Source organism: Desulfobacter sp., from assembly GCA_028768525.1.
In the GTDB taxonomy this organism is placed as follows: domain Bacteria; phylum Desulfobacterota; class Desulfobacteria; order Desulfobacterales; family Desulfobacteraceae; genus Desulfobacter.
The window spans coordinates 2,707,668-2,729,580 of the sequence record CP054837.1 but is presented as its reverse complement, the minus strand read 5'-3'; the positions used below and the strand labels follow the sequence as shown (position 1 = coordinate 2,729,580).

Sequence of the window (21,913 nt, the reverse complement as noted above, 5' to 3'; positions counted from 1 at the left end):
AGTCTTGTTAAATAACAAAAAGCGACTTGGTAATTTGATAATAGTTCAAATTATTTCTGGTTAAGGTCAGAGGCTTTCGATTTTTCTTATAGATTTTACAATTATCTTCCAAAATCACCTGCTCCTCCATAGTCATTTCCACCGCTTCTACCGGCATAACCTTTCCCAAAACCTGAACCTTTATCTCCAGATGGTGTTCCAGAAACACTCCCTTCAAATGAAAAATCTGCAGTTTCACTTATCTGTGAAACAGGTTCTATTGTATCCTTATGTGATACATTTTTTCGTTGGCTATTATCGATCACACCGACAAAAACGTCTTTGTTTTTCTTAGTTCTTCCCAATTTGGTAACGCCAAAATAGCTTGTGTCGTCATACTCTTGCGTCTTGTCGTATGCCGTACGGGCAGTCGCATATGCTCCGAGGACATCACCAACGGCCATACCTACAATGCCCAAATTACCAACTACTTGGCCAATAAAACCAATCGAAGTGTTAACTGCTTTACGCTGTGCTTTCTCTGACATGCCTGGTGTATGACAATTACCACAGGCCATATCTCCAGGCGCATGCCCGCTCGGATCAGTATACCGAACCGGATTATTCAAACAATAAGCATACCGGTTCAAGCTCTGGGGATTAAACGGTTCCGGCACAATGGTGTCGGCCATGACAAACTGGCCGATTTCCGGGTCGTAGAGCCGGGCGTCGTAGTTGTAAAGGCCCGTGCCTTCGTCCTGTTCCTGGTCGGTAAACTTGTAGGCACTGTGTTGTAAAAGAGCATTGGCGCTTCGGTCCAGACCATAGGGGAAGTAGGCCCCAAAGTCAATGAGGCTGCCGTCTTCCCGGGTGATGGCTTCGGTGGAGCCCAGGTGGTCCTTGTGGAAAAAGGCCATGCCCGTGGCCGTGACTTGGGCCACCCTCAGGTTCCCGGCAAACACATAATAGGTGGGCCGGCCATTGACCACCTCGAACCGGTCCCCGAAATAGAAACTGGCAGCGGGGCCGCCGGCCTTTTTGACCCGCTTGTTGTCCGCGTCGTAGAAAAATTGGGTTTCGACGGCGCCCACGGTGATCCTGGAGATCATATTGTCGGCATTGGACTCGTAATTGGCAGGGGTGACCCCGTTGTTTTTAAAGGACCGGTTGCCCGTGGCCGTGTAGGCGTATTCGGTCAGGCTGCCGTTGATTTTCACTTCCTTGGGGGCATGGACGGGCGCCCCCTGGGCTTCTTCATAGGTAAACTCGATCACTTCCACGCTGGTGCCGGTAACGGCGCCGGTGCCGGCGGTCATTTCCGATATGAGGCGGTGGTTGTGGTCGTAGGCATAACTGGTGATTTTGTTGGTCCTGTTGTCCGTGATCATCTCCACATCCCCGGCCTTGGTATAGGTGTACCCCTTGTCCATGATGGTTTCGCTAAGGTTGTAGCTATGGATCAAGATCAGCCGTGAGGTGGCAAAATCATAGATATAATTGGCCACGGTGCCGTTGAGGTGGTTGAGGAAGACGATCTTGCCCTGGGGGGAGTACTGGGTGATCTCGGTGATAGACCGGTTGTCCTCCTGCTTGACCCGGGCCAAAAGCCGGGTGCCCGGGTAAAACTCGTAGGCCAGGGTTTTGAACAGGGTGTTGTTGTGGGTGACGGCCCTTGATGCCGGGCGGCCGGCCGGGTCCCAGGTATAGTCGAATCTCACCGTCTGGGAATCCACGGTCCGGGTTTCGGAGGCCAGGCGCCCGGTCTGGTCATAGGCCGTATACCGGGTGGTGGCATTGGCGTTGGACGTTTCATAGAGGAGGCCGATGCCGTTGGTGCCGGCGTCATAGGCCCAGGAGGCAGAGCTTGCGTCGGGATAGGTTTTCCGGGTCAGGCGGTTGAGTGCGTCGTATTCGAAGGTCAGGGTAACGTTCCGGGCGTCGGTCTGGGTGGCCAAATTGCCGTTGAGGTCGTAGGTATAGGTCCAATTGCCCATGTCCGGGTCGGTCATGGCGGTTTTCTGGCCCAGGGTATTGTAGGCAACAACGTTCTCAATGGGGTTGCCCGTGTCCGGGTTGGTCCGGGAGACCTTCACCATGTCCCCGGCCGGGGTATAGGTGTACGAGGCGGTAAAGTCTGCGGGGCCGTGCTCGATGACCTTGATGATCCGGCCCAGGATATCCCGGACCTGGGACTTGCTGTGGCCGTCGGGGTCGGTGGCCCGGGTGGTGAGGGTGTTGTGGGTGAAGCGGGTGTTTATCCCCCCGGATTGTTCCAGTTTGGTGATCCGGCCCTTGTCATCGTAATGGTTCCTCACCCAGGTGGTGGTGACGCCGGTGTTCACGGTGGCGGGATCGGCGGAGAGGCCGGTGTGGGCTGCGGCCAGGAAGGCATTGGTGGATGTAAAAAAGGGGCCTTTAACGCAGGCCTGGCGGCCCATGGTGTCAAAGGTAAACAGGGTGGCGGTGTATTCGTCTTTGGATTTTGCCGTGGTCTGGACGGTGCGGCCCAGGCCGTCGGTGTAGGTGACGGCGTCAATGGACGAAGAATCGCTTTCTTTTATCCGTTGGGTCAGGGACCGGGGCATGGCGGTGTCGTCGTAAATATAAGTTTCCCGGCCCCCGTCCGGGAAATCGACCTGGACGAGCCGGCCGTGGACATCATAGGCATAGGCCGTCTGGAACCCGTTCTCGTTTTCAAAGGTCAGGGGTTTGCCGAACCGCAAATCAATATCCGGGTGGCGGACCACATGGGTGTAGATCCCCGTGGCCGGTTTCTCGACGCGCACCGGCCAGGTGGCGATGGTGGGGTCGTAGTCGAAGAGGGTGACGTTGTCCTTGGGGTCCCGGAGGGAGGCCAGGTTGCCGTGAGCGTCATAGGTATAGGTGGTGATGGGGTTTATTCCCCCGGCATTAACCTGCTCCCGGGTGAGCATATTGCCGGTGTGCAGTTCATAGGTGTAGAGGGTCTCCCGGACCATGCCGGAGGTTGAGCCGGTGAGGGTTTCCTGGATAGTGCGCAAAGGATAATCCAGGCCGGCCCCGTAATAGTCGTATGAGTAACTTGTGGTGACGGATTCAGCCAGATTGGTGCCGGACACCGTGGAGGTCAGCAGGCTGCCGTGATTGGTGTCGTAGGTATAATCCACCTGCCGGACCGCTTGGCTGCCCTCGTCGTACTGGGTTTCTGTTTGGGAGGTGAGGCGGATAAATGCCGTGTCGTTGTCGTATGGGGTGCCTTCCCATGTGTAGTCGGTTTGAGACAGGAGGGTGCCGTCCGGGGCCTTGAATTCAAAGCGCTTTGTACGGCCGTCCAGAAATCTGTCCTGGTGGAACAGCCGGGTGTCGGTGGTGCCGTCGGGGTGGGTTTTGACCACGGATTCAAAGGCCCGCAGCTCCCGGTCTTGGAAGTCGTAAAGGCCGCCGCTGTATGAATACTCGGTGGCGGAGGTGTTACCCAGGCCGTCCTTCACCGTCAGCTTTGACACTGTCCGGAGCACCATGGGCAGCCGGGTGTCGGCCCAGGCCGTAGAGGGGGTGTATTCGATGTCTGTAATGCTGCCCGATGCGGCCGAAATCCTGTGCATCAGGTCGTTGCCACCCCCCTGGGGGGAATAAAAAGAAACGCCGGAGGTCGACGCCCGGGCAATGCCGGTTCTGCCGTCGCCGTTGAAGTCTCCGGTGACAAGGGGACATTGATGATTTGTGGAAAACCACTGGGCCGGGCTGAAGTTGGATATAGGGCTGCCGTAGGCGGTAAATCCGGTGCCTGTGGACACATAGACGGCCAGGGAACCAGCCTTGACCCGGCCGATGTCGATACGACCGTCGTCATTGAAATCCCCGGTGAAGATGGGATGGGTGTTGTAATCCTTGCATCCCTGGCCCATTGTCAGGTCATTGATCTGGCCGCCCTGGGCAAACCCTGTGCCTGTGGACAGATAGGTGAAGACCTGGTTGGCGCCGGCCCGGGCGATATCCGTCATGCCGTCGCCGTTGAAGTCTCCGGTGACAAGGGGGTACAGCCCCTGGCTGTTATAAACATGGGTGGACCACCCGAAAACCGGCAGGGAACCGTAATACCGGAAGCCTGTCCCGGTTGATATGTATGCCTTAACCCCGACACTGCCCGCCCGGGCCACATCGGTTCTGCCGTCCCCGTTGAAATCCCCGGTAAAGGCAGGGTGGCGGCTGATATCGGCATAGCCCTGCTGGCCAGCCAAATCCGAAAATCCGTTATAGCTCTGCCAGCCGGTGCCGGTGGACACATAAAAGACTGCTGCATCGGCGGTGATCCTGCCCACATCGGTTTTGCCGTCTCCGTTCCAATCACCGGTAAACACCGGATGTTGGCTCTGCTCCCCGTATCCCTGGTATATGGAGAGCGCATTCAATTGGGGATAACTTTCCCAGCCGGCACCGGTGGAGGTATAGAACACCATGCCTGAATTGCCGACCCTCCCTATATCTGTTTTGCCGTCCCCGTTCCAGTCGCCGGTGAGGACGGGGTTGGTATTGGCATTGGTGTATCCCTGGCCCTCTGACAGGTCGAAGAGGGAATCCATGGCCTGGAATTCATTGTTGCCGGAGATATAAAAATCAACACTGCTTGCACCGGCCCGGCCCAGATCTGTTTTGCCGTCCCCGTTCCAGTCGCCGGTGACCATGGGATGGACATAGGTATTGGTAAACCCCTGACCCATGGCCAGATCCGATATTGGTCCGGAGGAGGGGGCCAAGGAGGCCCGGTCGTGGGCGTAGGTGATCTGTGTGGGCGGCAGGGAGGAGCCGCCGGTAATTTGATTTGCCGCATCCAAAGAGTAATCCGATCCGTACCGGGTGATTTGGGTCAGCAGGGAGCGGCCGGTATTGGCACTTGGGGTATAGGCCAGGCCATAGGCCCGGATCTGATCTACATTGGAAAAGATAGCCACTGTTTTAAGGCGTTTGGCCGTCACCACCCTGGCGTTTGAGCTATAATTGATGATGGGGTCGGGCCTGTTTTCATAATAAAAAGCGACCGTATAATAATTGAGGTATTGGATGGCAGAAAGATAAACCTGCCCCTGATCCTTAATGTAGGAATAGGTTAAGGTGTTTCCGTTGGTGTCTAATACTGATGACAGCAGCCATTGGAATGTGCCGTGGCTGTTGTCCTGCCGGGTCTCCGGGGCGGGGCCGAATTCTTGGACCGTACCGTTTTTTAGGGTGACGGACCATGAGTTGTCTGTTTTGAATTCAATAACAGAAAATGCCTGTTGTTTTTCAGGGCGGTAGGTGCCGTACCCGTTTGCATCCACGCTGACGGGGAAGATCTCTTCGCCGTTGTAAGTAAAGCGGTTGCAGGTATAGCAGGCCCCTCTCTTGGTGGACCGTTTGATGGAAGATGTGGTCATGGCCCAGCCCACGCCGGCCGTGCCGTTTCTTCTCGATGAGTTATAATTGAGTGCAACGGCCGGGGTCAGGCCGTTTCTGCCCGACGGCACCCGGATGGGATACTCCAGGACTGCGGCACCGATGCCCATGGCTATTTCCGGAACAATGACAGCGCTGCTTGTATCGAAGACAGATTCTTCAAGGCTGGGCGGTACGGGTTCGGTGGGTGACTCCGCCATGGAAGCCGCTGCTTCCATGGCGGAAGATTTTAGCAGGCGCTCCGGCGCCTGTTCACCCTCTGAGGTTTCGCTATCCTCTTCTTCGTCCGTGCTTTCAAGGTCTTCAATCGCCCCCTGTTCAGTCAGGTCTTCTTCCACCATTTCAATAACGGTATCGCCGGCACCGGTTCCGGTGTCCTCGGCATAGGCGGGAAAAGCAATAAAAATGAAAATGAGGGAAGAAACCATCCATGTTGAGAGTACAGATACCAGCGTGTTCATTTTCAGCTCCAGAAAGATTTATTTGATACGGACTATTTTTTTGATTCGGCCCAGCTCGTCATATTCGTAATAGGTACCCTTGGGCGGGAGGCTGTTTGCGTCATGAGGGTCGGAGACCTTGAAATAATACTCCATGTAATTGGTCAGCCCGTCCCCGTCGGGATCCAGTCCTGCATCATCGGCCAGGGGATTCAATCCATGGTCTATTTCCCATTTATCATTCATCTTATCCCCGTCCGTATCTGCATTGCAGGGGGAAGTTTCGTTGAGTTCAGGTTCGTGGATGCCGTTGCGGTTGGTGTCTTCCTGGCTGTCCGACAGGCCGTCTCCATCGGTGTCCTCAAGGTTGGGGTTCAAGCAGCCGGCGTCAGAGCGCCGTTCCACGACATCGTGGATACGGTCCCCGTCGGAATCCGGGCTTGCCACAGCCCTGAGCCTGCCGCCGGGCAACACCCTAAAACCGGGATTGAGTTTCACCTGGATCTGGGCGACCAGGTCAAGATAGACGCCGGGATTAATGGTGGTAACATCCTTGGAAACAATCATACCGTTGATATAATGCCATCCCGAGGCGGGAGTACCCGTTAAAATTAGATGCTGCCCCGCATCGGGCACCAGGGGGTTGAGCCCGTTGTCGATCTCCCATTTATCCCCGAAATTGTCCCCGTCCGTATCCAGGTTACAGGCGCTGGTCTCGTTTAGTTCCGGTTCATGGCGGCCATTGCAGTTGATGTCTTCTTCGTTGTCTGCCAGCCCGTCCCCGTCTGTGTCCGTCGATTGGGGATTCATACACCCGGAACGCGTTTCCGCCAGATCAAGGATGGTGTCTCCGTCGCTGTCCGGGCTGACAAAAACCTTCAAAGCCCCGCCGGGAAGCACCTTGAACCCCGGTTGTAACTTGATCCCGGTTTTAGACATCAAATCCAGGTCTACCCCGGCGCCGATTTGGGTGTCCCCCTGGAAAGTGATGGCGCCGCTGATGTAGTGCCAGGCGGATGTCGTCTGGGGGCCGGATAAAACCATGTCTTGGCACCAAACCGGAACGGCGGCCAGTAAAAGACAGATCACAACATTGACTTGCAATCTTTTCATTGGGCATTCCTCATGAACTGAGTATTTTGTTGTTTTGATAAATTCGAAAAAAAATACGGCAGCTTATTTTCCGCCTGCGCAATTGGTGAAAAATGATTTTCCATAGCCCGGTTTGACACATATCTTTAATCCATTCGTGCAGCTACTGGCCGAAAGCAAAACATACCCGCTCGGGCAACTGTTTCCATTATTTGTCATCAGCCCCAAGGTTCCATTGGACAAAGTATTGACCTGGGCCTGAAGCTGTGAAATCTGAGCCTGAAGCGAGGCAATGGAGGGGTCAACATAGGATTTGTTCACGGCATCCGTGTTTTCCACCGGAGCGTTCGTCACTTTAACCCTTGGGGCCTCAACATCTCCAGATACGGTGAGGCTGCCCGTAATTTTGGTGTTGCCGTTGACATCCAGGGGCGCCGAGGGGGTTTCTGTGCCGATACCCGTGTTGCCGTTTGCATCTATGGTAATCCCGCCGCCCTGGGCGATTGCTGTCGTTATTGCTGTAAAAACAAATAAAACACCCACGCTCCATTTGGCCAATAATTTCATTGCTTTACTCCTTTTTCTCTATACAAGTCAGTGCTAATTTAGTAATTAATAACAGTGCCAAAACTCCATCCTTGCCTAAGTATCCAGCACAATAGAAAGAGTTTCATAATCTGACCGGATCGAAAAATCAATCAGGGAATTCCTTATTTTTTGTGTTTTTTTTAGCAACTCGTTGAAAACATTAAATTTACTTTACAAATAATTTTTAATGAAGGTTTTTGGAGGGGGATGTTTTAACAAACATATGTTTTTTCAACACTGGCCCCGGCCGGGGGCAGGCCATGACTCATGGTCAGCGTCCTCCGAACAGGATGGCCCATGGGGCATCTTTCGCCGTCGGCGGTGGAGATATGATCCTGGAAAAACTTAATTATGGTATTTTTTTCTTCATCGGGTTCCATTAAACATTTAGGGTAAATCCGTCACGGGTGGTTTTCGATAAAAACTCTCTCGTTTTGACAACCTCCCTTTGCCACTTTTGCCCATTTTATAATCGATTCCATTTTGGTACCGTCCCGATTCGTGCGTGAATGCACTCCAAGGGAAATCGGCCAGCAGGAAATCGAACATTAACTGGTACAGTTAATATTAGAGATGGCCATTGAATTAACTTAGAAGAAATCTCATTTAAAATGGGGAAAACCCCGGCAGATCAGGGAACCTGCCGGGGCGAGATCAAATGTTACACAGCCGCAATTAGAGAATTGTTCACTTTCTCATCGGTCTGCGCCAAAGTAGACAAATCGCCGGAACTGTCTATACCTTCTGTATCTGACAGGTAAAGACCTGCATTCATAGAGAATGTTGAATAATCCGAGTCACTGCCAGAAGATTCCTGAACCAAGGCGGGTTGGGACATGAGAGGTAACGGTGCCGGCAGGTCCCATGGGTCCAGCGGTTCTCCTTGAACCATTGCGTTGATATCAGACGGTGAAATAGCGCTCTCACCATCAGGCTTGATTGAGTCTATCTGGTAGCTTTACATCCGGAACGGACATACCACCGTATTTCTTTTTCCAGCGGTAATAGCTTTGCTCGGAGAATCCTCCCAGCTTGCAGAATTCAGCGATAGGTCTTTCCTGTTTCTCGGCTTCAAGCAGAATTTTGACGATCTGTTCTTCAGAATAGCGTTTCTTTTTCATCTTGATCTCCTTTTTAGCTCGGAGATCCTAACATATCACATTGTACTGTTTTTGGGGGGCATGCCCGATGGTCATGGACTTCAAGCGTTCACTAACATTCTTGGAAATCAATTCAGACTTACAACGGACAGTAAAATACTTCGGCCATAACCCAAATTGCTGGATGATTGTGATAGATGATACGATCTATTACCAACCCTATACATTTGGAAGCAATCTACGTATTAACAAAAATTACCCGGAAGAACACTCTACACATATCATCGGGGGAGAGTTCCCAGTTTTTAAGATTATAATGAATGAAGACCACCCGAATGAGACTGGGGCTATTCTACTTGATCACTTTCGAAAATTGTGGCTGACATCAAATGTTGATTATCATAACATGCTGTATCGATACCAGGATAAGCATGAAATCATCAAAAACATATTCCAAAAGAGACGCCCCTGGTTCAACCATGTGTTCGGCGCATTATATGTCAGGGTCAATTGTGATCCGAATAAAGACCGCCGTGCTTTCCCCAGATGCTGTGCGGGGAACATCCCTAAACTTAATGTTAAAATTAATGGTTGCGAGCGTGGTGAAGGGATCGTGGAAAATCATTGTAAAATTGGTATTTTATTCAGTATAAAGTGTGAAGAAGATATCAAGGTAACCAAAGGGGATCAAATTCAAATCACATCCAAAGAAGCAGATAAACCGAGTAGTGCAGCAATTGTTAATTTGATTGAAGAAAGCCAAGGTTTTATCGTAAAACACGTTTCGACAGAAAAAGACAAACTTTACATTGGAGTAGCTCCCGCGACGCGCTATCGCCAGAAAAAATGACTCTTTTCTAGTGGCAAGAAGGACAGAATTGCCTGCGCTTGCAGGTGAATTCCAAGAGGTTTGGTGGGCGTATTCCTCGCATCGGATTCCATATTGATTAGATATGGGTATCGCAGACATGGTTTCAATTGCTTTGTTCCGATTCGTTGTTATCAGACTGAATATAATAAAATTCTTTATGCAACATGAGGTACAATTTGTCGTTCATTTGTCCTGTTCTGAAATAGGTATTGATGGCATTTTTTTGTCCTGTTGATATTGGAGAATATTTTCTTTTAAATTTATTGATTAAGTGGCTGATATTACTTTTTTTTTCAATGAAGGTTTTGAATTGAGGTTCTACAGCCTTGAGATGATTATGCATACTTGGTTCCTTCTCCTGTGGAATTTGTGTTTCTTGTCTTTTTAGCTTTTTTTGTCGAAGCCTTTTATCTCGCTCTTGTGGCAATTCAAATGGTCGGTTTGTTTGTTTGCCTTCAAGGTCGCGAAAGAATTTGGGACGATCAAACGCTCTATCTGTTAAGCCTCCGAGAAAGTAATCTACAGGATACTTTGCGTTTATGACCCCTTTGTTGTTTGCCGCATAAAAGAGCTGGTTGTCGATAGTTTGAAGCATATCGGGTGGAATTTTATGGAGATATTTTTTGGACAGTATTCTTTCAAATCTTGGTTGAGTTGTTACTCTGCTCCAGAATTTTGTTTCACTGAAAGAAAAAGAGATTTTCTTTTTAATCTCTCTTTCTATCTTTCTATAGGATTTGTGTATTTGTTTGCTTTCATGAATATACTTTTCTGGGGTAACATTTTCAATGTGCGTTGGTCCAAAAATTGGCTCACATTTCATTGCATCAATCCTACAATTAGTTCCTAATGTTCGGCCGCAAGAAATTCGCTTTATATTGGAGATGTAGCCACGATTTTTTAATCTTTTTAGTATGTTTCTAACGGTTCCATACCGAATTGGGAATTGGGGGGAGCTACCTATTCTATCTTCTCCACTGACTTTGAATGGCCTTTGAAAATATATCTCATATAGGATTCTGTACTCATTTGGATTGAGGTCGGCAGGTCGTTTGGAAAGGTCAAAATCAGGCAGTTTTGTGTAAAACATTTGGGGGATTTGTTCAGTTGTTTGTTTAGGCATTTGTTTAGACAAATGCTTATTTGTTTGTCCATCTGTTTTGATAAGATTCTCGTCAGGAAATAGCATTGGGGTTGAGAAGATTTCCATCCTCTTTGAGGCATATTCTCTGTTTTTTTCTTCTATCAAAGCGTCTAAATCAAACTTCACAGATTTGCTATTCATGAACTTTGCTTCCTTATTAGGATATCGTTTGAGGTTACTGATACTGGTTGATCAGAAAATCTTTTCGGTTCTGATTGGGAACCCAGATCAGGGCTTGAAAAATGAGGCGGATTTGAGGCGGATTTCCCGCCTTTTTTTGTGCAAAATAGAGAGAAATAAACAAAAAAGGCCCTCCGCCCGAATAGACGAGGAGCCTCTATGTGCTTGAAATTACTGGAGCCGGTGAGCGGAGTCGAACCGCTGACTTGATCATTACGAGTGAACTACTCTACCAACTGAGTTACACCGGCTTCCGAACCGTAAAACTAAATGATTTCTTTGTGGAAAGCAATAAAAAATCTTGAATTTTCATCATGGATGTGGCTTAACCCCTGAAGTTTTTTAATGTTAACCACCCGTTCCCTTGTCATGGAAGAAAATACGGACAGAGGCAGGAAACGGGTTTATATATATTTTTAGGTGCAAGATGAGCATAAACGGATATCCAATACTTTCAACAGATGAGGTAACCTCTCTTATCAAACACGGTGACACCGTGGCCTTTTCCGGGTTTACACCGGCGGGCGGGGCCAAGGCTGTTCCGGCCATGCTGGCCGACCATGCCAGGGCAGAACAGGCACAGGGACGGGAATTCCGCCTGAGGGTTTTGAGCGGGGCGTCCTCCGGGGACTATATTGACAACGGGCTGGCGGAAGCCAATGCCATATCCTGGCGGGCGCCTTACCAGGGCGGCAAGGCGCTCCGGGACCAGATCAACCGCCAGGAGGTGGAGTATGTGGATATGCATCTCTCCCACATGGCCCAGACCGTGGGGGCGGGCTTTTTCGGCAAGGTGGATGTGGCTGTGGTGGAAGCCACGGAGATTACCCGGGACGGCCGTGTCTACCTGAGTTCCTCCATCGGCGCCTCCCCCACCTGGCTGGCCTGTGCGGATAAGGTGATCATTGAAATCAACCACTGCCATTCCCAGCGCCTGCGGGAACTGGCCGACATTTTCATTATCCCGGCCCCGCCCCGGCGCAGCCCCATCAACGTTCACACTCCCCTGACCAAGATCGGCTGGCCCTATGCCCAGGTGGATCCCAAAAAGGTGGTGGGCATTGTGGAGAACGATGAACCCGACCAGGTGAGTGCCTTTACCGGCGAAGATGAGGTCAGCCAGAAAATTGCCGGCCATGTCATCGAATTTTTGCTGGCCGAGCGGACGGCCGGCAGGATTCCCGAAGAATTTTTTCCCTTCCAGGCCGGGGTCGGCAATACGGCCAATGCGGTCTTGGCGGGGCTGGGGTCCCATCCGGATATCCCGCCTTTTTACATGTATTCCGAGGTGTTCCAGGATTCCATGATGGACCTCATTGATGCAGGCAAGCTGCTGGGAGCGTCGGCCACCTCGCTGACCATTGTGCCGGAAAAGCTCAAAAAACTGACGGATAATATGGATTTCTATTCCCAGAAAATCGTGCTCCGGCCCCAGGAGATCTCCAACCATCCCGGGATTATCCGGCGGCTGGGGGTGATTGCCATGAATACGGCATTGGAAATGGATATATATGGCAATGTGAACTCTTCCCATGTTCTGGGCACCCATATCATGAACGGGGTGGGGGGCAGCGGGGAATTCACCCGGAACAGCCATCTTTCCATTTTTATGACCCCCTCCATCGCCAAGGGCGGCAAAATTTCCGCGGTGGTGCCCATGACCCCCCATGTGGACAACAATGAGCATTCCGTGCAGATTGTGGTGACAGAGCAGGGTCTGGCCGATTTACGGGGGCTGGGGCCCCTGGAACGGGCGGAAAAGATCATCAACACCTGCGCCCATCCGGCCTACCGGCCCTATCTGCACAAATACATTGAAACCAGTCCCTGCGGCCATATCTGCCACGATCTGGGCAAATGCTTTGAACTCCATCAAAATTTTAAGGAGTTCGGGACCATGCTTCCCAATCTTTAATCATGCGTCTGGACCGGATATTTCCGGCTTTTGCTTGAATTTTGGGTGCGGAACCGATATGGGTAATTTGAGTTAGATCGTGGTGGAGAGATATATGCGATTTGAGTGCAGAGGTCTGACATTTACATATCCGGGGGCAAACCGGCCGGTGCTGGAAAATTTAAGTTTTTCCATGGCTGCCCCGGGGTTTAATGCGGTGTTCGGTCCGTCAGGGGTGGGGAAGACTTCTTTTGCCCGGCTGGTGGCCGGAAATGGGAAACAGGGGAGCGGTTGGTTCACCTATGAAGGGATTTCCACTATTCTCTATTCCTATAACCAGGAACGGCTGCCGGGCTGGTCAAGTACGGGCAGTCACCTGGACAAGGTCTGTCCCCCGGGAAAAGAAGGGCTCAAACAGGAACTGATCCGGATTTTCGACGTGGAATCCCTGATGAGTTCCCGTTTTTCGCAGCTTTCCATGGGACAGCAGAACCGGATGAACCTGATCCGGTATCTGATTCAGGACTTTGACATGCTGATTCTGGACGAGAGCCTGGCCAACGTTGACGAGGCCCTGCGGGAGACCATCATTCTGGCGGTGAAGCAGATTTTTCCGGACCGGCTTTTCCTTTATATTTCCCACAATTTGACTGAGGTGGCCCGGTTCTGCCGGGATATACTGATTCTTGGGCACGGGGAGAACCTGGTGGTCAGGGGCCGGGATTATTGTCAGGGATATCTTCCTGATAAAGAGGGGCTGGACCGGACCATGCTGGAGATCATGAATGCTGTTTAGACGGATTTACCAGTTTCTTATCGTCTATGTCCTGGCCTTGGCCGGGCTCATGGCCATCAAATATACCGTGGGGTTGTCGGACTATGTGATCCCCGGATTGGAATTAATACGTGAGACGGCGGGGCGGGTGGCCTCCGGATATTTTTTTGATGTGATGAACACTCTGTCCGTCACCGTTCTCGGGCAGTTGATTTCCATTATCATGGCCTTTACAGTGGGGATCCTGGGCAGAAAATCTTCCTGGGTGGGGTCCTTTATCAAGGTGATGGCTTACAATATCCAGGCCTACCCCATTGTGGCGCTGGCCCCCATCATTTTCATCCTCCTGGGAGACGGATTCCTTTCCCGCCTGCTCATCGCGTCCATGATCTGCTATTTCCCCCTGCTGCTTTCCGTCCTGGGGATTATGGCGGCGCCGATTACAGACATCGAGCACTTTTATATCGCCACAGGAAGGATGCGATGGCAGCTTGAGGTAAAGATACGGGCCTTTGAGAATTTGAGCAAACTGACCACGGTGATCGCCGGTTCCGCCACCCTGGCCATGGCCGGCACCATTGTGGCGGAATTCATTGCTGCCGATGCCGGCATCGGCTATAGTATCCGTATCGCCCTGTACCAGAGTGATCTGGCCGGTATCCTGGTGGCCCTGTTTATGATCGGTATCATCATTTCAATCTACCAGGGCATGCTTGAAACGCTGGGGGAACAGATGAAAACCAAATGGTCTGCACCAAAAGGAGGGGAGCTTTTATGAAGATGATGAGAAAGATTTTAATTGCAACCGCCGGAATCACACTCTGCCTGGCCCTGAGCATATCTCCGGCCTTTGCCAGGGATACTGTAAACTACCGGCTTAAGTGGCTGTTCAATACCTCTGTGGCCGGGGACATCATGGCCGATGCCGGCGGATTTTTCAAGGCGGCCGGCCTGGACGTGAAGGTGAAGGAAGGCGGGCCCGAGAAAAACGCCATCAAGGAATTGGAGCTGGGATATGCCGATTTCGGTGTGGCCTCTGCCGACCAGGTGATCCGTGCCCTGGACAAGGGGGCGGACGTGGTGGTTCTGGCCCAGCTTTTTCAGATCAATCCCATGCAGTGGATCTACCGGTCTGAGCTGCCTGAGATAAAGCGTCTTGTGGATTTAAAGGGCCGCAACATCGGGGTGACCTTCGGCGGCAATGACGAGACCATCATGAATACCCTGCTGGCCAAGGCCGGGCTCACTTACAACGATGTGAGTATTTCCAGCGTCCGCTTTGATTTCACCCCGTTTTTGAAAAAAAAGGTGGAAATCTGGCCGGTGTACAGAAATTCCCAGGGGGTGATCCTGGAGGATAAACTGGCCAAGGAAGGCGAATCGGTCCGCTTTTTCAACCCCGCTGACTACGGGGTTTCATTTGTGGCCAATTCCGTGGTCACCTCGGGAGAGGTGATCAAGAAAAATCCGGAACGGGTAAAGGCATTCATGACCGCATTGATGGCTGCCTGGGAATTCTCCATGGACCCGGCCAACAGGGATGAGGTGCTGGCCGAGATCAAAAAGCGGGACAAAAATACGGCGGACCACATCCGGGAGCGGCAGTTGGGTGTGACCCGGCTGCTGATCAAGCCCAATGCCGGAGTAAAGATCGGGACCATCGACCGGGCCGCCTGGATTCAGACCGAAACCATCATGATCAAGGAAAAACAGGTAAAGGGCCCTGTTCATGTTGAGACCCGGCTGGCGGGATTTTAGGGTTCAGTTTCCTGAGCTAGTGTAAGACCACCCGTGCCGTAACCCCCCGGAGCGCGTGGTCGATCTCTATTTCTATCCGTCCCTTTTCCATGTCCGGGAGGCAGTATCCCGCAATACATTCTTCAAGGGTGAGGCGCTGGCTGTCCAGGGGCGGGAAGAGGCAGGCGGTGACGGCGGCCTCAACCCCGTGGGGCGGCCCGTCGGTGCCGAAGAACAGATCTTTTCCCGGCACAAATCCGGCCTGGTCGATGAGCATGCGGAAGGGGTTGTTTCTTTCGGCATAGCCCCCGGGCAGTCTTTCCTTGTACTGGATGGAATCTTCGCTGAAATTGGGCTGCATGGACAGGACAGCGCCTAAGGATTTTGCCGTTTCGGCCATGTCCGGGGTGATGTACTGGCAATGCTCCAGCCGGACCATGGGGGGCAGCTTGCCGGTGTTTTCTTTGAGGGCCGTCAGCGATGAAATCACCTGGGCCGTGGCCCGGTCCCCGATATTGTGGATGGCAACGGGTTTATTCCATTCAAGGGCCTGTGCCAGGTCCCGGTACAACTCCCGGTCGGTTTTCAGCAGCAGGCCGGCGGTACCGGTATCATAGGGCTTGTTCAGGGCGGCGGTTCTGGCCCCCACCGCACCATCCATGAAGACTTTAATGCCGAATACCTTTGCCCGGTCCTCCGGATCAAGGGCGCTGAATGAGTCGGGATCCGCCCAGAGCCGGGTCCGGCTGAGACATCCGGCCGCTTCATAAAGGGCAATGACCTGCCGGCCGGGCAGGAGCATATCGTCAGCCCCCCATACCCCTTCTTCGGCCAGTCCCCGGTAGAAGGCCTTAATCCCATCGGCGGTGACCCCGGCATTTGCAGCAATGAATTTCAGGATCTGGTAAAGGTTCCGCTCCACCCAGTCCGTATCGTCAATATTTTTGACAACCCCGGGATGGGCATCTGCAAAATGGGTCCGGGCCGGGGTGTTCAGGATAAATTCATGGAGTGAAACATTGCAGACCAGGGCCGGTGCCAGGTGGTCCAGCTCCGTTGGCTCAAAGGTATACCGGGTGCTGTGCCACCCCAGAACCAGTATGAAATCCCCGGTGTGGGCGTCCATGGCGGCCAGGGCCTCTGCCTTGGTTTGGGCGTTGCTGATGTCCACTCCGGTTTTCATGGCGGCAAAGATGGAGGGGTGGGTGTGGGTATTATGCAGCAGGGGGAGGGTCTGTTTCATTTTTCTTCCTTTGCACTGGGTTAATAGGGGCTGTTGTGGCAGGCCACCAGGTGGCCGGTGCCCACCGCCTTGGTTTCGGGGTAACTTTCCCTGCAGGCGGCTGAGGCATGGGGGCACCGGGGATGGAAATGACAGCCCCGGGGCGGGGAAATGGGGCTGGGGACATCGCCTTTGAGCAGAATCCGTTCCTGCTGTTTTCTGGGATCGGGAATGGGCACAGAAGAGAGCAGGGCCCGGGTGTAGGGATGGGCCGGATGGGTGTAAATTTCCTCGCAGGTGCCGGTTTCCACGATTTTTCCCAGGTACATGACGGCGATCCTGTCGCAGAGATGCTCCACCACGGCCAGGTCATGGGAGATGAGGACCATGGAAAGCCCCAGCTCCTCCTGGATATCCATGAGCAAATTGATGGTCTGGGCCTGGATGGAGACGTCCAGGGCGGAGACCGGTTCGTCCCCGATGATGAGCAGGGGATTGAGCCCCAGGGCCCTGGCAATGCCGATGCGCTGGCGCTGTCCCCCGCTGAATTCGTGGGGGAAGCGGTTCTGGTATTCCGGGGGCAGGCCCACCTTTTCCATGAGGGCCCCGACCTTGTCTGCCTTGTCCTGTTTATTGCACAGCCCGTGGATCTCCATGGGGTCGCCGATGATCCGCCTGACAGACATCCTGGGGTTCAGGGAGGAGTAGGGATCCTGGAAGATGAGCTGCATCTCTTTTCTCAGGGCCGGGCAGTTGGCCGTTGCATTGTCCGAATAGTCCCTGCCGTTGAAGCGGATTTTTCCTTCGGTGGCATCGATGAGCTTGAGCATGGCCAGGCCGGCGGTGGTCTTTCCGCAACCGCTTTCCCCCACAATTCCGAGGGTTTCCCCGGAATTCAGGGAAAGGCTGATACCGTCTACGGCATAGACGGTCTGGGCATTTTTTGAAAACAGCCCTCCGCCCATGGGGAAGTGGACTTTCAGGTTTTCCACTTCCAGAAGGGGGGGCGTGGTTGTTTCACTGTTTAACATGGTCATCTCTCTTTGGTTTGCCTTTGAATTAGGCATTGTTCATCCAGCATCTCACCCAGTGGCCCGGCCTTCGTTCCTCGAAGGGCGGCATTTTTTCTCTGCAGATTCCCTGGGCCCGGTCGCACCGGGGGGCAAAGGCACATCCCGGCGGCAGATTGGAGAGGCTGGGCACCATGCCTTTGATTTCTTTGAGCCGGGAACGCTGTCCAGGTATTTTGGCACCCAGCACCGGGACGGATCCCAGGAGCCCCTGGGTATAGGGGTGGCAGGGATTGTCGAAAATCTGTGTGCAGGCGGCCGATTCCACGGCCTTGCCCGCGTACATGACCATGACCCGGTCGGCAATGTCGGCAATGATGCCCAGGTCATGGGTGATCATGAGAATGGCCGTGCTAAAATCCTGCCGCAACCGTTTCATCAGGTCCATGATCTGGGCCTGGACCGTTACATCCAGGGCCGTGGTGGGTTCGTCGGCAATGAGGATTTCCGGTTCGCAGGACAGGGCCATGGCAATCATGGCCCGCTGGCGCATCCCCCCGGATAATTGGTGGGGAAAGGCCCGGATCCGTTTGGACGGTTCGGGAATCTGGACTTTTTCCAGCATCCGGACCGCGGCTTCCATGCTTTGTTTTTTGTTCATTCCCTTGTGCAGCCGGAACATCTCCCCGATCTGGTAGCCGATGGTTTTCACCGGGTTCAGGGAGGTCATGGGCTCCTGGAAAATCATGGAAATCCGGTTTCCCCGGATGGTTTTCATCTCTTTCATGGGCAGGGCGGCAATGTCCAGGCCGTCAAACCGGATCTGCCCTCCCTCGATTTTTCCGGGGGGGCAGGGGACCAGCCGCATGAGGCTCTGGGCGGTGACGCTTTTGCCGCATCCGGATTCCCCCACCAGACCCAGGACCTCTCCCCGGCTGAGGGAAAAGGAAACATCGTCCACTGCCCGAACCACCCCCCTGGGGGTGTGAAAATAGGTCTTTAAATGGTCTACGCTTAGCAGTTTTTTTTGGGGTGCCATGCTGCCTTCCCGGTTTTATAGGTTGCTGAATACAATGCTGCCGTCCACCATGGTTGCCGCGGCCCGGATATCCTTGATTTCATTTTCCGGTACCCTTAGGGGACTTTTTTCCAGGATGGTGATGTCTGCCTTCCGCCCCGGGGCAATGATTCCGAATTCCTTATCCCGCCCCGTGGCCCATCCCCCATGTTCAAAATAGGCCTTGAGCGCCGTTTCCCGTGAGAGGATCTGGGCCGGATACCAGGCCGGATCCGGGGGGGCGCCAAATCCCTTGCGGGTCACTGCGGCCTGGATGCCTTCCGTGGGGCTGATGGGTTCGATGGGGGCGTCGGATGAAAACATCAGGCGCAGGCCCAGGTCTTCCATGGTTTTCCAGGCATAGGCGGTGTTGCACCGCTCTTCCCCCCAGATATTCCGGGCCACCTCCCAGTCCGTGAGAATGGCCATGGGCTGGACGCTGGCGGCGATGCCCATCTCCTTCATCCGTTTGAGGTCCGAAATGCGGGTGAGCTGAAGGTGTTCGATGCGGTCCCGGTATTCTCCGTTAAAGGGGCCGGGCACGATTTTTCTGGCCGCCTCAATGGCATCCAGGCTCTGGGACAGCGCCCTGTCGCCGATGGCGTGGAAGATAACCCCCCGGCCGGTTTCATAGGCCGCAACCACCGCCGCCGTCATCTGCTCCGGGGTCATGCAGGAAATGCCGCAGTTGCCGGTCCCCTCATAGGGCTGATGCAGATAGGCGGAGCGGGCCCCGAGAGACCCGTCGGCAAAGAGTTTGATATGGCCGTGCCAGAGCATTTCCGACTGGAAGCGGTCCTGTTTATTTTTCCATTGGTCGAATTCTGCCATCTCCTCGGGGTGGACGGTGTGGTATACCCGGATGTTGAGCAGTCCCCGTTTTTCCACCTCATGGATGACACGGTAATCGGCCGGGGTTTCAAAGCTGTGGACACAGGTAATGCCCTGGGAGAGGAAGATCTCCTGGGCGTTTAAAAATGCCTGAACCCTGAATTCCAGGTCGGGTTCCGGGATAAAATTCTCCACCACCTCCCGGGTCTCCCGGATCATGCCCGAAGGGAAATTGGTGCCCGCTTCCCTGTCGATCTGCCCGCCGAAGGGCTCCGGGGTGTTTTCATCCACCCCGGCTGCGGCCAGGGCGCGGGTATTCACCCAGCTGGCATGGCCGCAGATCCGGATCATTACGGCAGGATTATCCGGGGCCACGGCATCCAGGTCGTGGCGTGTGGGTTCCCGGCCCTCTTCCCAGATATTCTGGTTCCAGTGCCGGCCGATGATCCACTGGCCGGGTTCAGCGTCTTCAGCAGCACGGGCAATGGCCGCCTGGCAGGCATTCAGCGAGGTCAGTCCCCGCAGGTCCACCATGGTCAGGGTATATCCCAGGGACCAGACATGGGTGTGGGCATCCACAAATCCGGGGCATAGGAACCGGCCGTGGAGATTGATTTTCTCTGTCGTTTGGGGACAGAGGGCCTCTATTTCTTCATTGCTGCCAACGGCGGCAATGGTGTTTTCTTTGATCAAAACCGCTTCGGCACGTGGGCGTTCCGGGTCTCCGGTATAGATGTCAGCGGATAAAAATGCGGTTGGCATGGATACTCCTGTTTATTTTTGGTTCTTCAGCACGGAATGGGGATCCAGTACATCCCGGAGGCCGTCCCCCAGTAAATTGAAGCCCAGTACGGTGAGAAAGATGGCGATGCCCGGGAAGATGGAAATCCAATAGGCTGTGAAAAATTGTTCCCTGGCATTGGAAAGCATGCCGCCCCAGGACGGGTTGGGGGGCTGGGTGCCCAGGCCCAGAAAAGAGAGCGAGGCCTCGATGAGGATGGCATAGGCGATTCCTAAAGTGCCGATGACCAGGATGGGCCCGAGAATATTGGGCAGAATCTGTTCAAACATGATCCGGATCCGGGGATAGCCCAGGGCCCGGGCGGCGGTCACATAGTCCATTCCCCTGGCCGACAGCACCTGGGACCGGGCGATGCGGCAGGTATAGGCCCAGTTGGTCAGTCCCAGGGCGATGAATACATTCACCAGCCCCGGACCCAGCAGGGCCATGACGGCCAGGGCGAATACCAGGGAGGGGATGGAGAGCATGATGGAGGTGAATCCCATGACCAGGTCGTCCCACCATTTGCCGAAGAACCCGGCGGTCACCCCCAGGATGATGCCGATGATGGTGTTGATCACCTGGGTGACCAGGCCGATGGACAGGGAGATCCGGGAGCCGTAGATCACCCGGGAGAGGATGTCCCTTCCCTGGCTGTCCGTGCCGAACCAGTATGCGGCACTGGGGGGCTCTTCAGCCACCATGAGGTCGGCATCGTCCACGGGATGATAGGGGGCCAGCACCGGTGCAAATACAGCCATGGCTACGAAAAAGAGGACAATCAGTCCGCCGAGGGCCAGATTGATCCGTTTTTTGAAAAAATTAAACAGTTTCATTGGTATTTAATCCTCGGGTCCACCACGGCGTAAAGCAGGTCCACAATCAGGTTGACGATGAGAAAAATCAGGATGATCACCAGGATGCACCCCTGGGTCACTGGAATATCCCGCTGGTAAATGGAATCCACCAGCAGGGAGCCGATGCCGGGCCAGGAAAAAAGCTTTTCCACGATCACGGTGGACCCGATGAGGGAGCCGAACTGCAGTCCCACCGTGGTGAGTACCAGGATCATGGTGTTCTGGAACACATGGCGGCTGTTCACCAGAAGCTCGGACAGCCCCTTGGACCGGGCCGTGCGGACGAAATCCATGGTCAGGACGTCAATGACCGCGGCCCGGGTGGTCCTGGCGATCAGGGCCATATAGCCGACCCCCAGGGAGATGGCCGGCAGGACCAGGTACATGGGGTTCCCCTCCCCGTACCCCGATGTGGGAAATATCCTCACCTTCACCGATAAAAAGAACATCAGCAGAATTCCCAGCCAGAACTGGGGCATGGAGATCCCGGACACGGCGCCTATCATGGACAGGGAATCCAGCCAGGACCCCTGGCGCAGGGCCGATAAAAATCCCAGGGGCAGCCCCACGGCCACGGCAAGGCCCAGTGAGGCCAGGGCCAGCTTCAGGGTGGGCCAGATCCGGTCGGCAATGATTTTTGAAACGCTTTCCTTTCGCAGGAAGGATTTGCCAAGGTCCCCGGTGACCAGTCCCTTTAGATAGTTGAGGTAGCGGATGTGCATGGGCTTGTCCAGGCCCCATTCCTTTTCCAGCTGGGCAATGAGCTTGGGGTCCGGCGCCTTCCTCTGGTCCAGGGCCAGGTACGCGGCCGAGCCGGGCAGGATGTTCAGCAGGACGAACATGATCAGGGTGATGAAAAAAATGGTGGGGATAAACTGGAGTATCCGTTTGAGTGCATAAAGATGCATGGTCAATCTTTCGGTATAAAAATGGTCCGGACAGG

Annotated in this window: 16 protein-coding genes and 1 tRNA gene; 5 read left to right on the top strand and 12 right to left on the bottom strand. The window is 53.8% G+C overall.

Translation table 11 applies throughout. From position 1 onward, the window contains the following. Positions 1-101: 101 nt before the first annotated feature. From HUN04_12395 to HUN04_12380, 4 genes are all read right to left on the bottom strand, one after another. Positions 102-5,852, bottom strand: coding sequence for a VCBS repeat-containing protein (locus tag HUN04_12395; GenBank protein ID WDP90450.1), 5,751 nt, complete (start codon positions 5,850-5,852; stop codon positions 102-104). Between the two features lie 18 nt (positions 5,853-5,870). Next, entirely contained in the window at positions 5,871-6,944 is a 1,074-nt protein-coding gene (locus tag HUN04_12390; GenBank protein WDP90449.1) for a hypothetical protein, read from the bottom strand. Between the two features lie 63 nt (positions 6,945-7,007). Next, positions 7,008-7,490 (bottom strand): hypothetical protein, encoded by a 483-nt coding sequence (locus tag HUN04_12385; protein WDP90448.1) that lies wholly within the window; start codon positions 7,488-7,490, stop codon positions 7,008-7,010. Between the two features lie 950 nt (positions 7,491-8,440). Beyond that, entirely contained in the window at positions 8,441-8,632 is a 192-nt protein-coding gene (locus HUN04_12380) for a transposase (protein ID WDP90447.1), read from the bottom strand. 73 nt (positions 8,633-8,705) lie between these two features. Between HUN04_12380 and HUN04_12375 the strand changes: the two genes are divergently transcribed. Further along, on the top strand, positions 8,706-9,461 hold the full coding sequence (locus tag HUN04_12375) for a hypothetical protein (GenBank protein WDP90446.1): 756 nt from the start codon (positions 8,706-8,708) through the stop codon (positions 9,459-9,461). Between the two features lie 124 nt (positions 9,462-9,585). On the opposite strand, the gene HUN04_12370 is transcribed toward HUN04_12375, so the two are convergent. After that, complete coding sequence (locus HUN04_12370) at positions 9,586-10,767, bottom strand: hypothetical protein (protein ID WDP90445.1); 1,182 nt, start codon at positions 10,765-10,767, stop codon at positions 9,586-9,588. A 214-nt stretch (positions 10,768-10,981) separates the two neighbouring features. Next, positions 10,982-11,057 (bottom strand) — tRNA-Thr (locus tag HUN04_12365). Positions 11,058-11,233: 176 nt separating this feature from the next. Between HUN04_12365 and HUN04_12360 the strand changes: the two genes are divergently transcribed. The 4 genes from HUN04_12360 to HUN04_12345 all read left to right on the top strand — a co-directional run bounded on the left by HUN04_12360 (position 11,234) and on the right by HUN04_12345 (position 15,233). After that, positions 11,234-12,721: a succinate CoA transferase gene (locus HUN04_12360; GenBank protein ID WDP90444.1), complete on the top strand. Its 1,488-nt coding sequence runs from the start codon at positions 11,234-11,236 to the stop codon at positions 12,719-12,721. A gap of 94 nt (positions 12,722-12,815) precedes the next feature. After that, on the top strand, positions 12,816-13,496 hold the full coding sequence (locus tag HUN04_12355) for an ATP-binding cassette domain-containing protein (protein ID WDP90443.1): 681 nt from the start codon (positions 12,816-12,818) through the stop codon (positions 13,494-13,496). Beyond that, a complete protein-coding gene (locus tag HUN04_12350; protein ID WDP90442.1) occupies positions 13,486-14,253 on the top strand; it encodes an ABC transporter permease subunit in 768 nt (255 codons plus the stop codon). Before HUN04_12355 ends, HUN04_12350 begins: the two co-directional genes overlap by 11 nt. Further along, the gene (locus HUN04_12345; protein ID WDP90441.1) at positions 14,250-15,233 is read left to right on the top strand and encodes an ABC transporter substrate-binding protein; all 984 of its coding nucleotides are present in this window, start codon (positions 14,250-14,252) and stop codon (positions 15,231-15,233) included. Before HUN04_12350 ends, HUN04_12345 begins: the two co-directional genes overlap by 4 nt. A 16-nt stretch (positions 15,234-15,249) precedes the next feature. Here the strand turns inward: HUN04_12345 and HUN04_12340 are convergent, their stop codons facing one another. From HUN04_12340 to HUN04_12315, 6 genes are read right to left on the bottom strand one after another with little or no spacing between them, the layout of a single operon-like run. Beyond that, positions 15,250-16,455, bottom strand: coding sequence for an amidohydrolase family protein (locus tag HUN04_12340; protein ID WDP90440.1), 1,206 nt, complete (start codon positions 16,453-16,455; stop codon positions 15,250-15,252). A gap of 20 nt (positions 16,456-16,475) precedes the next feature. Continuing rightward, positions 16,476-17,471, bottom strand: a complete 996-nt coding sequence (locus tag HUN04_12335; protein ID WDP93272.1) for an ATP-binding cassette domain-containing protein — start codon at positions 17,469-17,471, stop codon at positions 16,476-16,478. 22 nt (positions 17,472-17,493) lie between these two features. Then, positions 17,494-18,483, bottom strand: coding sequence for an ABC transporter ATP-binding protein (locus HUN04_12330; protein ID WDP90439.1), 990 nt, complete (start codon positions 18,481-18,483; stop codon positions 17,494-17,496). A 15-nt stretch (positions 18,484-18,498) separates the two neighbouring features. Beyond that, entirely contained in the window at positions 18,499-20,094 is a 1,596-nt protein-coding gene (locus tag HUN04_12325) for an amidohydrolase (GenBank protein WDP90438.1), read from the bottom strand. A gap of 12 nt (positions 20,095-20,106) precedes the next feature. Next, positions 20,107-20,949, bottom strand: a complete 843-nt coding sequence (locus tag HUN04_12320) for an ABC transporter permease (protein WDP90437.1) — start codon at positions 20,947-20,949, stop codon at positions 20,107-20,109. Further along, positions 20,946-21,878, bottom strand: a complete 933-nt coding sequence (locus HUN04_12315) for an ABC transporter permease (protein WDP90436.1) — start codon at positions 21,876-21,878, stop codon at positions 20,946-20,948. The genes HUN04_12320 and HUN04_12315 overlap by 4 nt, the downstream gene beginning before the upstream one ends. Positions 21,879-21,913 lie beyond the last annotated feature (35 nt).

Bases quoted from the DNA above. Each gene is read 5' to 3' on its own strand.
- HUN04_12330 (WDP90439.1), bottom strand. From the start codon at position 18,483: ATGGCACCCCAAAAAAAACTGCTAAGCGTAGACCATTTAAAGACCTAT.
- HUN04_12335 (WDP93272.1), bottom strand. From the start codon at position 17,471: ATGACCATGTTAAACAGTGAAACAACCACGCCCCCCCTTCTGGAAGTG.
- HUN04_12340 (WDP90440.1), bottom strand. From the start codon at position 16,455: ATGAAACAGACCCTCCCCCTGCTGCATAATACCCACACCCACCCCTCC.
- HUN04_12375 (WDP90446.1), top strand. From the start codon at position 8,706: ATGGACTTCAAGCGTTCACTAACATTCTTGGAAATCAATTCAGACTTA.
- HUN04_12360 (WDP90444.1), top strand. From the start codon at position 11,234: ATGAGCATAAACGGATATCCAATACTTTCAACAGATGAGGTAACCTCT.
- HUN04_12350 (WDP90442.1), top strand. From the start codon at position 13,486: ATGCTGTTTAGACGGATTTACCAGTTTCTTATCGTCTATGTCCTGGCC.
- HUN04_12345 (WDP90441.1), top strand. From the start codon at position 14,250: ATGAAGATGATGAGAAAGATTTTAATTGCAACCGCCGGAATCACACTC.
- HUN04_12325 (WDP90438.1), bottom strand. From the start codon at position 20,094: ATGCCAACCGCATTTTTATCCGCTGACATCTATACCGGAGACCCGGAA.
- HUN04_12390 (WDP90449.1), bottom strand. From the start codon at position 6,944: ATGAAAAGATTGCAAGTCAATGTTGTGATCTGTCTTTTACTGGCCGCC.
- HUN04_12355 (WDP90443.1), top strand. From the start codon at position 12,816: ATGCGATTTGAGTGCAGAGGTCTGACATTTACATATCCGGGGGCAAAC.
- HUN04_12370 (WDP90445.1), bottom strand. From the start codon at position 10,767: ATGAATAGCAAATCTGTGAAGTTTGATTTAGACGCTTTGATAGAAGAA.
- HUN04_12385 (WDP90448.1), bottom strand. From the start codon at position 7,490: ATGAAATTATTGGCCAAATGGAGCGTGGGTGTTTTATTTGTTTTTACA.
- HUN04_12315 (WDP90436.1), bottom strand. From the start codon at position 21,878: ATGCATCTTTATGCACTCAAACGGATACTCCAGTTTATCCCCACCATT.
- HUN04_12320 (WDP90437.1), bottom strand. From the start codon at position 20,949: ATGAAACTGTTTAATTTTTTCAAAAAACGGATCAATCTGGCCCTCGGC.
- HUN04_12395 (WDP90450.1), bottom strand. From the start codon at position 5,852: ATGAACACGCTGGTATCTGTACTCTCAACATGGATGGTTTCTTCCCTC.
- HUN04_12380 (WDP90447.1), bottom strand. From the start codon at position 8,632: ATGAAAAAGAAACGCTATTCTGAAGAACAGATCGTCAAAATTCTGCTT.